Annotated in this window: 11 protein-coding genes and 1 pseudogene; 9 read left to right on the forward strand and 3 right to left on the reverse strand. The window is 68.1% G+C overall.

Annotation, left to right across the window (positions count from 1 at the left end):
* Nucleotides 1-34 precede the first annotated feature (34 nt).
* Nucleotides 35-385, forward strand: coding sequence for a hypothetical protein (locus QHF89_RS24320; protein ID WP_136970246.1), 351 nt, complete (start codon nt 35-37; stop codon nt 383-385).
* A 1,302-nt stretch (nt 386-1,687) separates the two neighbouring features.
* Here the strand turns inward: QHF89_RS24320 and QHF89_RS24325 are convergent.
* Nucleotides 1,688-1,954, reverse strand: a complete 267-nt coding sequence (locus QHF89_RS24325; RefSeq protein ID WP_136970245.1) for a hypothetical protein — start codon at nt 1,952-1,954, stop codon at nt 1,688-1,690.
* 12 nt (nt 1,955-1,966) lie between these two features.
* Between QHF89_RS24325 and QHF89_RS24330 the strand changes: the two genes are divergently transcribed.
* The 4 genes from QHF89_RS24330 to QHF89_RS24345 all read left to right on the forward strand — a co-directional run bounded on the left by QHF89_RS24330 (nt 1,967) and on the right by QHF89_RS24345 (nt 5,006).
* The gene (locus QHF89_RS24330) at nt 1,967-2,689 is read left to right on the forward strand and encodes a transposase (protein ID WP_136970244.1); all 723 of its coding nucleotides are present in this window, start codon (nt 1,967-1,969) and stop codon (nt 2,687-2,689) included.
* A gap of 83 nt (nt 2,690-2,772) precedes the next feature.
* Nucleotides 2,773-3,186, forward strand: a complete 414-nt coding sequence (locus tag QHF89_RS24335; RefSeq protein ID WP_136970243.1) for a hypothetical protein — start codon at nt 2,773-2,775, stop codon at nt 3,184-3,186.
* Between the two features lie 114 nt (nt 3,187-3,300).
* On the forward strand, nt 3,301-3,717 hold the full coding sequence (locus tag QHF89_RS24340; protein ID WP_136970242.1) for a hypothetical protein: 417 nt from the start codon (nt 3,301-3,303) through the stop codon (nt 3,715-3,717).
* Nucleotides 3,718-3,827: 110 nt separating this feature from the next.
* Nucleotides 3,828-5,006 carry a hypothetical protein gene (locus QHF89_RS24345; RefSeq protein ID WP_136970241.1) on the forward strand — a complete coding sequence of 393 codons (1,179 nt, stop codon included), beginning with the start codon at nt 3,828-3,830 and terminating at the stop codon, nt 5,004-5,006.
* 2,313 nt (nt 5,007-7,319) lie between these two features.
* Here QHF89_RS24345 and QHF89_RS24350 read toward each other — a convergent pair.
* Nucleotides 7,320-8,264: pseudogene (locus QHF89_RS24350) on the reverse strand (LysR family transcriptional regulator).
* Nucleotides 8,265-8,330: 66 nt separating this feature from the next.
* On the opposite strand from QHF89_RS24350, the gene QHF89_RS24355 reads away from it, so the two are divergent.
* From QHF89_RS24355 to QHF89_RS24370, 4 genes are all read left to right on the forward strand, one after another.
* The gene (locus QHF89_RS24355) at nt 8,331-8,948 is read left to right on the forward strand and encodes a glutathione S-transferase N-terminal domain-containing protein (RefSeq protein ID WP_136970238.1); all 618 of its coding nucleotides are present in this window, start codon (nt 8,331-8,333) and stop codon (nt 8,946-8,948) included.
* Nucleotides 8,949-9,053: 105 nt separating this feature from the next.
* Nucleotides 9,054-9,545, forward strand: coding sequence for a VOC family protein (locus QHF89_RS24360; protein ID WP_136970237.1), 492 nt, complete (start codon nt 9,054-9,056; stop codon nt 9,543-9,545).
* A 143-nt stretch (nt 9,546-9,688) separates the two neighbouring features.
* On the forward strand, nt 9,689-10,840 hold the full coding sequence (rlmN, locus tag QHF89_RS24365) for a 23S rRNA (adenine(2503)-C(2))-methyltransferase RlmN (RefSeq protein ID WP_136970236.1): 1,152 nt from the start codon (nt 9,689-9,691) through the stop codon (nt 10,838-10,840).
* Between the two features lie 105 nt (nt 10,841-10,945).
* Nucleotides 10,946-12,361 (forward strand): protein kinase domain-containing protein, encoded by a 1,416-nt coding sequence (locus QHF89_RS24370; protein WP_136970235.1) that lies wholly within the window; start codon nt 10,946-10,948, stop codon nt 12,359-12,361.
* Here QHF89_RS24370 and QHF89_RS24375 read toward each other — a convergent pair.
* Nucleotides 12,351-12,701 (reverse strand): Hpt domain-containing protein, encoded by a 351-nt coding sequence (locus tag QHF89_RS24375; protein ID WP_136927681.1) that lies wholly within the window; start codon nt 12,699-12,701, stop codon nt 12,351-12,353. The two genes, QHF89_RS24370 and QHF89_RS24375, sit on opposite strands and share 11 nt — an antisense overlap.
* Between the last annotated feature and the right edge of the window lie 23 nt (nt 12,702-12,724).

A 12,724-nucleotide genomic window follows, 5' to 3' on the forward strand; every position in this document is an offset into this window, starting at 1 on the left:
TCGACGGCGCGGCCGTCGCGGCGATCGGTGCGTCGTGCTCGACGGCGCAGCCCTCGCGGCACTCGCGGCGCTCGGCGCGGTCGTGCTCGACGGCGCGGCCCTCCGCGACGCTTGGCGCGTCGTGCTCGACGGCGCAGCCCTCGCGGCGCTCTCGACGCTCGGCGCGGCACTCGCGGCGCTCGGCGCGGTCGTGCTCGACGGCGCAGCCCTCGGGGTGCTCGGCGCGGTCGTGCTCGACGGCGCGGCCCTCCGCGACGCTTGGCGCGTCGTGCTCGACGGCGCGGCCCTCGGGGTACTCGGCGCGGTCGTGCTCGACGGCGCGGCCCTCGCGGCGATCAGTGCGTCATGCTCGACGGCGCGGCCCTCGCGGCGCTTGGTGCTGTGACGTAGGCGGCCCTCGCGCCCGCTTCCGTTTCTTCGCCGAAGATACGCGGCCCTCGATCCACGCGTAACCGCGCGATAGGAAGCCAGAAGGACCGGATCGGCGCGCTGTTCTCCGGTGCGGAAAACGGGGGGACGGCGCGGCCCTCGCGGCGCGCTCGACGCTCGGCGCGCGTGCTCGGCGCGGCGCAGCCCTCGGGGTGCGCTCGACGTTCGGCACACCCGTGCCGCCTTGCATTGCCGCACAAGTCGCGCTCGAGCAGCTCCGCGCCCGCGATTTTGAGTTTTTCGCGCACGTAGTCGGCGCGATTTCGCGAGGTTCACACGTGCTCGGCATGTAGCCGAGGGACGGCGCAGCCCTCACGACGAACGGCGCAGCCCTCGGGGCGCTCGCGACGCTCGGCGCGGTCGTGCTTGACGGCGCGGCCCTCGGGGCGTGCTCGACGCTCGGCGCGGTCGTGCTCGACGGCGCACGCTTTGCCCGCTCCAGGGCTTGCACGAACGCCGGATCGCTCTCGACCTTGCGCGGAAGGGATGGAGCACGCTCGGCCTTTAGCGCTGCAATCGCCGATCGAAGCGCGCCCTTTGCAACCTCCTTCACGGCTTCTCGCCTGCTTCGCTCCTTTATGAGAAGCCCAGCCACGATTGCGCCCCCCGCTAGGACCAGGCTCCGATCGATGCGCGCGCCCCGTTGCTTCGATTTCGGATCAAGCGCCATGGAGACAGCCTACCGGCCCATTTCCAGGGGGCGCAAGGCGCAAGGGGGCGCGGCGCGATGAAATGTACTCCGCGCGGAGTACATCCCCCCGGCGCAGCCCTCGGGGCGTCTCGGGTGAGGTGTACTCTCCGGAGAGTACACCCCCCGGCGCAGCCCTCGCGGGGGGCGCGTCATAGCGCCCGGAAGGGGGCGAAAAAGGTACTCTACGCGCGAGCGGTACTCTACGTAGAGTACCTGAAACGCAAATCGCGTTACTCTGCAATGTTTCCGCGAGGTTCCGATCACCTCAGCGAGAGTCAAGGGATCCCCCCTCAAATCGTACTCTACGGACCACGCACGGGGGGCCTTTCCGTGAGTTATTACACCCCCTCCGGAGCGGGTTATTACAGTAAGAGCGCCCGTCACTGACGCGGCGCGGCGCCGCGGTCGTGCTCGACGGCGCAGCCCTCCGCACTCGGCGCGGTCATGCGCGAACGGGTCCGGGCGTGCGTGTCAACGGCAATGCTGGAGTCAAGGGGCGGAAGGGGGGCGCTTCTGTGTGATGTGTGATCACGTGGATCGTGTGATCCCCTCACACAGCCCACGTGATCACACATCACACGGGGGGCGATGCTCCGCGCGGCGGCTCTCCCCTTGCGCGCTCGGCGCGGTCGTGCTCGACGGCGCAGCCCTCGGGACGCTCGGCGCAGCCCTCGGGGCGCTCGGCGCGTGGTCGGCGCGGTCGTGCTCGACGGCGCAGCCCTCGGGGCGATCGGCGCGATCGTTCGGGACGGCGCGGCCCTTCCACGTCGCGGGATCGTCGGTCGTTTCGTTCCGTTGTGCCCCCGTGCCGTGGTAGCCTGGTTTCCCTTGCATGGAGGTTTCGCCATGGGTCGACGCTCTTTCCAGACAATCGGCGCCGCAGGCATTCTCGCCGCAATGCTTTCGGCAACCATTCCGGCATGCGTGATCCGAATTGGTCCCGGGGGAGGGGACGATAGCGGCAGCCTTTCGGGCGGGGATTCGTCGGGCGATAATACGGGCGACAATGGCGAGCAGGCCGGCGGATCGCAATTCACGCCCGAGGAACAAGCCGCGATCGATAACCTGGAGAACGCCGACCCCAACGAAGCGGCCCGCACATTGCTTGTTTCGGAATACGCCGGCTATGCCGTCGCCGGATTCATCGAAGGCAGCGGCGTGGACCCTGCAACCGCTGACCAAGCAACGATTGACCAGCTAATCGATCAATATGCTCCGCTCGCGTGGCAGCAGGCACAGGAATGGGTCGATACCCTCGATCCGTCGAGCATCCCGCTTGCAGGCTTCAAGCCGAATTATGCATGCGTGGAGGATTACGGGTGCGACTACATGCAGAAGTGTGAATTCGATGACGGTACAAGCTCCGCTTGCATGATCGTGGGCTGCGGAAAAGGAGCATGTCCGATCTGTCCCAAGTTGTGGGACCTATCGAATCTCGTCGTCAAGAATTGGTGTCTGTACACGTGCCAGAAGGGCACGGGGGCAATCGTAGGGAGCAAGATCGTCCTAAATATCGCTCTATTCGGCAAGCGTGGCCGGTGCATGCTCCTGGAGAACCCGATCCCATGAGAAGAGAGCTAACGTGCATTCGCGGCCAAGCGCTCGCCGCTTGTGTCGCTGTCACGGTAGCAGGATGCGCGGGTGAAAACGCAATGACGGAAAAGGACAAGCCTACCAACGCAATGCATGGCGACATGCCCAAAGAAGCCCAGGACGCCCTATGCGCCATGATCGGGTTCGCAGAGGTCACTATAGCGCTGGCTGCGCCGCGCGTTATGGCAAAGGCGTCGCGAATACCCTCCCGTGAGGAGCTATTACGGGCCCTCGACAGTTACCTAGCGATCATCGTCGACGCAAAGCGACGACCGAACAACGAAGATAACCGGCAATACATCGCGGCAGAGCCCCACGTCATTAGGTTGCGCGAATTGATCGCGACGTGGGAACCCTCGAAAGACGTTCCGGAAGACATTAAGGCGGCGGCCCGCGCTGCCCTGGTCGCCTCGAATGCAACGGCGCCGCCCGAGGGTTGGGACAATTACGAGGGTGAGCCCGACGCCGATTAAGCCCACAACGTCCAACCATTAAAATCGACGCTCGGCGCGGTCGCGCTCGACGGCGCAGCCCTCGGGGCGCTCTCGACGCTCGGCGCGGTCGCGCTCGACGGCGCAGCCCTCGGGGTGCTCGGCGCGGTCGCGCTCGACGGCGCAGCCCTCGGGGCGCTCTCGACGCTCGGCGTTGTCGCGCTCGACGGCGCAGCCCTCGGGGTGCTCGGCGCGGTCGCGCTCGACGGCGCAGCCCTCGGGGTGCTCGGCGCGGTCGCGCTCGATGGCGCAGCCCTCGGGGTGCCCGGCGCGGTCGCGCTCGATGGCGCAGCCCTCGGGGTGCTCGGCGCGGTCCCGCTCGACAGCGCAGCCCTCGGGGTGCTCGGCGCGGTCGCGCTCGGTGGCGCAACCCTCGGGGTGCTCGGCGCGGTCGCGCTCGACGGCGCAGCCCTGGGCGCTTGGGTTCGTCCGAGGCGACGATCCACCCTTCCCGCCGTTTGGCTGATCGTGTATCGTCGCTCGCCGTGGCTCGCCCGTCCGCATTCGCTCTAGTCGCCCTCCTGTCGTTCGTCGCGCCCGTCGCAGCGGCGGATCCGCCCACGACGCCCGCGGATCCCCAAGCGCCGCCCACCTCGGGCGCACCGGGCGCGACGCCCATTGAAATGAACGACGGCGGCAACATTCACGACATGAATGCGGAAAGAAAACCGAGTCCCCAGGATGAGGTTCGATTCAAGGCGCTTGTGGCAGAGGGCGACCGTGCGAGGCTGGCATTTCGCATAGCTGACGCGATAACCGCGTATTCCGAGGCGCTTAACATTCGCGAGGACCCCCTAGTATCGGGTCGCCTGGGGATATGTATTGCGATGGCGAATGCGCCGAAGTACGACTATCGGGCCGTCCACGAACTCTTTGAGGCTGTTTTTTATGCGGCCGGCGCCAACGATACCGAACGCACATTATTTTGGGAAACATACAAGCGGCTTCGGCGTCGCGTATGCAAAGTAGACGTAACGGCAAGCAGCGTCGATGCACTCATCTACAAGGGCGACGACCGGCGAGCGACGCGAGGCAGCTTCTTCTGGACATTCGTAAACCGGGGCGTTCATAAATGGCGTGGGACATTGACGGGCCACGCTGACATAGAAAGGATTGTCGAATGCCTGGGCTCGGAAGACGTATCTATAAGATTCGATTTTGTTGCATTGCCACCCCCGCCACCTCCAACTCCCAAAGAAACAACTAAAACGATAATCATTCGTGACTCCGCGCCTCCTGCTCCTATGAGGGCGGCGCCGAGCGCGCCGGACCCGAGCGTGCCAGTGTCGGCCAAACCTGGCGGTCGCCTTGGATTTGGCATCGGCCCTGCAATGGTTTTCGGCGCCGCGCCCTCTCCGTCCGTAGGGGTGTCCGCTATAGGGCAGTATCGGCGGAGCGGATACTCTGCATTAGTCATGGCAAGGGGTGCGTGGTCCCTTGGCGACATCGAGAATCGTCCGATCAACATATTCTCCGCATACGCCTTTGCTGGGCCGTGTGTGCAGTGGCGATGGCTCGACGGCTGCGCTCTCGCTGGGGCCACTTTCTTTGATCGTCGAGTAGATTCAAACCCGCTCTATCGTACCGATACGGTCGGCAAAGTGATCCCTGCGCTGGGCCTAGGCATAGGGGCGACGTACGCGATTAATGGCAGCCTCTCCGCGCGCTTGTTTGCCGACGCGACCGCCTTGACACGCGACATGATAATCGATGTTACCGCCGACAGCGGAGCCACAACGCCGGTTTGGCAGACTCAGCGGTTTGCGCTTTCCCTCTCCGCATTGCTCGTGTTCGGGCGCTAGAAAGGCAGTGGTCATGTTTACAGGTAGGGTCAGGGCAGAATTCCTGGTTGCAATCGTTGCGAGTGGACTAGGCATTGGCGCAACGCTCGGCGCGAACGGCTGCACGACGGAGCCATGGCATGCGACCGTTTATTGCTTGCCCGACGCGAACCCTGATGCCGATGTTAATGGCGATTGCTTCCCCGACGGCGGTAGTGCAGTAGAACCAATGTCGTGCAAGGCCGCTGGTGGCGAATGTGTACCCATGGGCACCTCGGACTATCGCGAGAGAGCCGTGCTTCTATGGATGGGGGAGGAATCGGAGGCGCCGGAATGCCCCGAGCGCGCTGATAACGTCTTCTATACGGGATACGGCGATCTGCTCGTCTCATTCGAGTGCGCCGAGTGTGTTTGTGGGCCCGCAGCATGCGTGCTTCCGAACGAGATCGACATCGAAGCGAATAGCTTTTGCCCTGGCGTCAACGCTGCCGCATACGCTGCACCGGCAGAATGGGACGGGTCTTGCGTATCCCCCTCAGTCCTTCCCCCTGGTAGCTTTTCGTCAATCAAGCTGTCACCCGCGAGCGTGGCGCCGTGCGAGCCATTCGGCGACCCGATCCCGAAGGCGCCGTCATTCGCGCCTGGGCCTGTGTCATTCGCAAATGGCGTCTATTGGGGAACGTTCGCGAAAGCGTGCCAAGGCAGCGCAAACGGCCTATGCGACAACACGGGCGATCTGTGTCTTCCAAGCGCCGAGCCTCCTCCCCCTGGATTCCGTCAATGCGTACAGTACGCTTTGCCGGTGAACGAAGAGAAGCTCCCACAATGTCCCGCCGCGTTCCCCAGCCAGTTCGTCTTTTACGCGGGGACCGACGGGAAGATCGATTGTTCGCCGTGTGCATGCGGCGAGCCCATAGACGCCAAATGCAAGGTCGCTTGGTCGGCATACCAAGATAGCACGTGCGGGCCCTCGCCGGATCCGCTATTCGAGTATGTTCCCGCGGTGCCCGGCCTGTGCATCGATTTTGGCGCGGAAGCGCTTGCGCTCGGTTCGATGAAGGCCCAATGGATCAATAATGAGCCGGGAACATGCGCGCCAAGCGGCGGCGAACTAATCAACAACGTGAAGGCTGTGGATCCGCGCGTCTTTTGTTGCCAGGCTCCGCCCGCGCCACAGGATCACTAATCAATGGGGATTCGGGCCTCATGAGCAATCGCGCCGAGCGCGCCGAGCGCCCCGAGGGCTGCGCCGTCGAGCAATCGCCCCCGAGCGTCGAGAGCGCCCCGAGGGCTGCGCCGTCGAGCAATCGCCCCCGAGCGCCCCGAGGGCTGCGCCGTCGAGCAATCGCCCCCGAGCGCCCCGAGGGCTGCGCCGTCGAGCAATCGCCCCCGAGCGCCCCGAGGGCTGCGCCGTCGAGCAATCGCCCCCGAGCGTCGAGAGCGCCCCGAGGGCTGCGCCGTCGAGCAACACCGCGCCGAGCATGCGCCGAGCGTCGAGAGCGCCCCGAGGGCTGCGCCGACCGCCCCGAAAGGCTTCCGCCCGTGACCGGAGGGACCATGCAAATCCTGTTTAAGATCGCGCCGTTAGTCATCGCTCTAGCCTCAGAAACGGTACACAAACAGATTTCGCTTGCCGCTTCCGCCGTCGCCCCCGCTCCCGCTTCCGGCACCTCCGCCGCTTCCGCCGTCGCCACCGGAGCCGCTAGCGCTTGCGCCCCCGCTCCCGTTCCCGCCACTGCTTCCGCTGCTCGACGACGCGACGCTCCCGCTCGTCCCCGGTTCCGGCTCCTCGCTGCATGCCGCGAGCGGCAACAGCAACACGGTCGTCGCGAGCCAACCGAACAAGCGACCCATCATTAAAAATTGCATACGTACTCCGGCTTCCTCGGAGACACCCTAAGCAAGACGAACGGCTCGGCCCAAAAACAGACGCGGCACCGCGGCCAGATCCGTCCAGCCGCCCGCCCTCGTCATCCCACATGTGCAAGGCGCATGGCGACGCGCTGGCTCGCCAACGATCCAAACACGGATTGCGGTCGCTCGCCGCGAACCACCTCCTGCCCCGCCACAACCCGGACCTCGGCCGCGCGCCCCCGGACCTCGGCCGCCCTGAGCCGCCGAGCCCCGGGCGCGTCCTCCCGCCTGCGGCGCCCGAGGTCTCTCTCCGCGCTCACCCGCACCCGATGGAAGATCGGGCGCCCCGCCTACGAACAAGATCGAGGGATTCAGCGAGGCGGAGATCCACGCCATCATTCCTGACCGCCCCACCGCAAAACCTGCGAAGAAGGCGGCCCCCACCCCGTAAAGGTTCGTCAGGTCCAGCGGGGGGGGCCTTCACGCGCCCCCCGCGGCCGTCCGCGGAGGTGGCTTGGGCAAGCAACCAGGCCACACCTCGAGGAAGTCGCGCAGCGCCGCGACGAACGTGCGGAGGCGCGCGGGCACATGCTCGCTGCGGGGATACACCGCGTACATCTGCTCCGCGGGCATCACGTACGCCGCGAGCACCTCCTCGACCTTCCCCTCGGAAATCACGGGCGTAGCCAGGTAGTCCGGCAGGCAGCAGATCCCGCAGCCGGCGACGGTGAGGTCCCGCAAGAGCGCCCAGCTATTCGCGGTCGCGTGGCGGTGCACGATCGAGAGCTTCGTGCCGCCGCGGGAGAAACGCCAGGTTGCCGCCTCGCGCCGGGTGCCCATCACGAGGCACGTGTGCTACGAAAGTTCGCGCGGGTGCGCGGGGACGCCGTGACGCGCGAGGTAGTCCGCGCTGGCAACGAGACGGCGCCGCGAGGGCGCGCCGAGCCTGCGCGCCACGAGCGACGCGCTGTCGCATGGCTCGACCTCCAGCACGACATCGAAGCCGTCGCGCACCGGATCGACACGCTCGGAGACGAGCTCGACCTCGACAGCGACGCCCGGGTACGCCTTCGCGTAACGCCCAAGCACGCGCCCGAACACCGCCTGCCCGAACTCGACCGGCGCGGCGACCCGCAGGCGCCCGCGGACCTCGCTGTCGCGTGACGACACCCCGCGCTCCGCCTCGGCGAGCGCGTCGAGCCCGGCGCGCACCTTTTCGAGGTACGCCTGCCCCTCCTCGGTCAGGCGGACACGCCGTGTCGTGCGCTCGAGCAGCCGGACGCCGAGGCGACACTCGAGGCGACGGACCTGCACGCTGACGGTCGACACCGGCGCGGACAGGGCGAGGGCGGCGGCGCGGAAGCTGCCCGTCTCGGCGACGCGAGCGAAGGCTTCGATGGCGGCGAAGTCGGGTCGGCTGTTCATGGCGCTGGACAGAGTGATCAATCTGCTCGCATTGTTCAATCTGCGGCGGCTTCCTAGACTGCGGGCATGACCGAGACCACGAAGCTTTTCTATACGCCAGGGGTCTGCTCGCTCGCGCCGCACATCGCGCTTCGCGAGGCCGGCGCGACATTCGAGCTCGTCCGCGTCGACTTGCGGAGCAAGAAGACCGCGGACGGCGACGACTTCGCGCGCTTGAACCCCAAGAGTTATGTGCCCGCGCTGCTCCTTCCGGACGGCACCTTGTTGACCGAGACGGCGGTCTTGCTGAACTACATCGCCGATACCTGGCCGGAGGCCAAGCTTGCCCCGCCGCGCGGCAATCTCGTGCGCGTTCGTTTCGACGAAGGGCTGCATTTCATCGCCACCGAGCTGCACAAGGGCTTCGCGCCGTTCACCCTGATGCCAAACGTGAGCGAGGAGTCGAAGCGCTGGGCCGCGCAGCGCCTCGCAGACCGCGTCCATCTGCTCGCCGAGGCGCTCGCCGATCGCCCGTTCCTCCACGGCGAAGCGTTCAGCCTGCTCGACGCTTACGCGTACTTCGCGCTGCGAACGTATCGACACCTGCTGCGGGTCGATTTGCCGGGCGCGCTTGGTAGCTACCTGGAGCGGCTCTCCGAACGCCCGGCCGTCCGCGCGGCGCTCACGGCCGAAGGCATTGCCTGAGCCTCGCGGCGCTTCATGCCCTCGATCCTCCCCTCCGAGAAAAACCAACCGGGACCGATGAGTTTGACCCTGGCCGAGAGTCCAAGGCGTCGAAGGAGGAACGATATGGCCGTGAAAGGCAGCACGAAGATCTTCCCGCATCTCTGGTACGCCAAGGAGGCGGAGGAGGCGGCGAGGTTTTACGCCTCGATTTTCCCGAACTCGCGGGTCGATCACGTCACCGAGCTCCAGAGCGAGACGCCCAGCGGGCCGCCGGGCTCCGTGAAGGTCGTGGACTTCACGCTCCTCGGACAGCGCTTCCAGGCGATCAGCGCCGGGCCCCACCACGAGTTCAACGACGCCGTCTCCATGGTCGTGCTCTGTGACGACCAGGCGGAGCTCGACCGCTACTGGAACACGCTGCTCGAAGGAGGCGGCCGGCCGCAGGCCTGCGGCTGGCTCATCGATCGCTTCGGCCTGCGGTGGCAGATCGTGCCCGCCGCGCTCGACGCGATGATGCGCGACCCCGATCCGGTTCGGTCGAAGAAGGTGTCGGACGCGCTCCTGAAGATGATCAAGCTGGACATCGCGGCGCTCGAAGCGGCCTATCGCTCGTAGCCGTCCCCGCCCCCGCCTCCCCACCACTTCCACCCAGCTTCTCCACATGCCTGTGGAAAACCTGGGGTTCCGCGCATCCCCCTGGGCCGTTTCCCCTCCGCCCGCCCTGCCCCTCCGCGCCGCCCCGTAGTAACAGGAAGCCCGTGGACGTTCTCGACAAGCGCGGGGGGATCCCGCTCGTCTCGCGCGCCGCCCGCGGCGACACGCTCCTCGGCTCGCACGACGCGAACTCGCTCGCCGAACGCCTCGTCGCGGCCGGCGGTGCCCCCTCGGCCGCCCGCTCGGCCGCCGCCCGGATCGTCCGGCACGCGTTCTTCCGCGACCCCGCGGTGATCCCCTGGGGCCCCGCGGTCTTCGCCGGCCTCGGCATCGGCGCCTGGGCCCACGAGGCGCTCGCCGCGCTCGATCCCGCGCCCGCGCTCGCGCTGCACGAGCGCGCGCCGGCCGAGGACGGGACGATCCGGCTGCTGTTCCGCGCCCGCGACGGCGCCCTCGTCGAGTCCGTCCTCATCCCCGGCCCCGGCCGCACCACGCTCTGCATTTCGAGCCAGGTCGGCTGCGCGCGCGCCTGCGCCTTCTGCGAGACCGGCCGCCTCGGGCTCGAACGCCAGCTCGCCGCGGGCGAGATCATCGATCAGGTCCGGCTCGCCCGCGCGCTCTGGAACGAGGCCGGCGGCGCCCCGCCGCTCTCGAACCTCGTGTTCATGGGCATGGGCGAGCCCTTCGACAACCTGCCCGAGGTGCTGCGCGCCCTGCGCCTGCTCACGGACGACCGCGCCTTCGCCTTCGCGCCCTCCCGCGTCACCGTGAGCACCGTCGGCGTCGCCGACAAGCTGCCCGCGTTCTTCGCAGGCACGCGCGCCGAGCTCGCCGTGAGCCTGAACGCGCCGGACGACGCGCGCCGCCGGGCGATCATGCCCATCAACGCGCGCTTCCCGCTCGATGCGCTGCGCGACGCGATCCTCGCCGCGCTCCCCCAAGGCCGCCGCGTGCTCTTCGAGTACGTGCTCTTCGACCGCTGGAACGACGCGCCCGAGGACGCCGATCTGCTCGCCGCCTACGTCCGCGGGATCCGCTGCCGCGTGAACGTGATCCCGTGCAACCCGGGCCCCGATCCAGCGCTCCGCCCGCCCACGCCCGAGCGGCTCGACGCGTTCGTCGCGCGGCTCTCGTCGCACGGCGTGACGACGCTCGTCCGCAGGCCCCGTGGCCGCGACGTGGGCGGCGCCTGTGGCCAGCTCGCAGGCGCGCGCCGCGCCGAACGCGAACGAAGCGGCGCGACCGAAGGCGCCTGACGCGCGCCGCGTCCCTCGGCGCGTTTTTTCGCTCGCGACGCCGATTCGGCCGGCCTAAAAGAGAAATAGGCCGGGACATCCTCGAGCCGGGGCGGGCAGCGCTTCATGAGCACACCTTCGTCGCCTGACAGATCCGGCGAAGCTTTCATCGAGACCTCGTCGATCGACGAGCAAGGCAACGTCATCGATGCGCCCGCGCGGCCCTCCATCGTGCCCGCGCCGGGCATGGTGGTGGCCGGAACGTACCGCGTCGAACGGGAGCTCGGACGCGGCGGCATGGGGGTCGTCTACCGCGCGCGCGACACCTGGCTCGATCGCACGGTGGCGCTGAAGCTCATCGTCCCGACGTGGGACGACATGCTCGCGGAGCAGAAGCTCCAGCAGGAAGCGAAGGCGCTCGCGACGCTGCGCGATCAGCACGTCGTGCAGGTGTACGCGTTCGGCCGCCACGGCTCCTCGTACTTCTTCGCGATGGAGTACGTCGAGGGCCGCTCGCTCGAAGCGATCCTCGACGACTACCAGCAGCGCAAGAGCCTGCTCCCGCAGCACCGCGCGCTGACCATCCTCGGCCGCATCGCCGACGGGCTCGACGCCGCGCACGCCCGGGGCATCGTCCACCGCGACGTGAAGCCCGGCAACATCGTCATCGAGGAGGACACCGGCAGGCCCGTGCTCATCGATTTCGGGCTCGCGCAGCAGTCGACGGATCCGAATCCCGAGACGATCGAGGGCACGCCGCTCTACATGGCGCCCGAGCAAGCCGGGTTCGGCGCGCACGGGATCACGGTGGGTCCGTGGAGCGACCTCTACGCGCTCGGATGCGTGGCGTTCCAGCTCCTCACGGGCAGCACGCCGTACCCCATGCGCAACATGGTGCACCTCCTGCAGGCCCACCAGCGCGCGCCCGTGCCCCTCGCCTCGTCGGTGCACCCCGAGCTCGCGCCCTTCGACGCCGTGCTCGCGCGCGCGCTCGCGAAAAACCCCGCCGATCGCTACCCGAGCTGCGGGGCGTTCGCGCGCGACCTCGTCCGCGTCGGCTCTCCCAAGGCCGCCGCCGCGCCGTCGAGCGAGGCGCCGCCGCCGAGCACGCGGCAACCCGGCGAGAGCAGCCTGCGGCCGCTCCGCGTGCTCGCGGTGGACGACGATCCCGCGTTCGGCAAGTTCGCCGCGAAGGCCGCGGAGCTCGCCTTGAAGGGCCGATCGGTGCGCATCCGCGTGGCGCGCTCGGGCCAGGCCGCGCTCGACGCCGCGCGCGAAGAGCCGCCCGATCTCCTGCTGCTCGACCTCGACATGCCCGACCTCGACGGCGTGGACACGCTCTCGCACCTGCGCGCCTTGCCGCGCGGCGACCACGCGCGTGTCGTCGTCCTCAGCGGCCGCGTGGGCCCGCAGGAGCGCTGGAAGTTCGCCGTCCTCGGCGTGCGCGAGTTCGTGGCGAAGCCGATCGATCTGCGCCGCCTCGTCGACACGATCGACGGCATCGTCGAGCGGGCCGGCTGGGGCGCGGCGCCTACGGCCTGAGCTCGGCCACCGCGCGATCACACGCCGCGCGCGCGCCCGCGACCGCGCGCTCGATCTCGGGCCACGCTTGCTCCGCGGGGAGCCAGCCGCCCTGGATGCCGAGCAGCCCGTCCTCGACGAGGCCGGCCGCGTCGCTGATCTCCTGAAATCGATACGAGCCCGCGGTCCCGCGCAGCGCGTGCGCCCTCGACACGGCGGCGCGCATCGCGTTCTGCGTGCCCTGCTTCGCCGCGGACACGACCTCGGCGAGCTGCTGCAAGAGGTCCGGCAGCTCCGCAAGGTACTCCCTGCGTAACTCCAGGAGCGCCGCTCGGATCTCGTCGTCCTTCGTATGCGCCATCGGGTGCGTCGATGATATGCGCG

It is taken from the genome of Polyangium sorediatum (assembly GCF_029946465.1).
Classification (GTDB): domain Bacteria; phylum Myxococcota_A; class Polyangia; order Polyangiales; family Polyangiaceae; genus Polyangium; species Polyangium fumosum.

Coding starts and splice junctions, on each gene's coding strand:
- QHF89_RS24345 (WP_136970241.1), top strand. CDS start 3,828: ATGAACGACGGCGGCAACATTCACGACATGAATGCGGAAAGAAAACCG.
- QHF89_RS24375 (WP_136927681.1), bottom strand. CDS start 12,701: ATGGCGCATACGAAGGACGACGAGATCCGAGCGGCGCTCCTGGAGTTA.
- QHF89_RS24360 (WP_136970237.1), top strand. CDS start 9,054: ATGGCCGTGAAAGGCAGCACGAAGATCTTCCCGCATCTCTGGTACGCC.
- QHF89_RS24370 (WP_136970235.1), top strand. CDS start 10,946: ATGAGCACACCTTCGTCGCCTGACAGATCCGGCGAAGCTTTCATCGAG.
- QHF89_RS24330 (WP_136970244.1), top strand. CDS start 1,967: ATGGGTCGACGCTCTTTCCAGACAATCGGCGCCGCAGGCATTCTCGCC.
- QHF89_RS24355 (WP_136970238.1), top strand. CDS start 8,331: ATGACCGAGACCACGAAGCTTTTCTATACGCCAGGGGTCTGCTCGCTC.
- QHF89_RS24325 (WP_136970245.1), bottom strand. CDS start 1,954: ATGCAAGGGAAACCAGGCTACCACGGCACGGGGGCACAACGGAACGAA.
- QHF89_RS24335 (WP_136970243.1), top strand. CDS start 2,773: ATGACGGAAAAGGACAAGCCTACCAACGCAATGCATGGCGACATGCCC.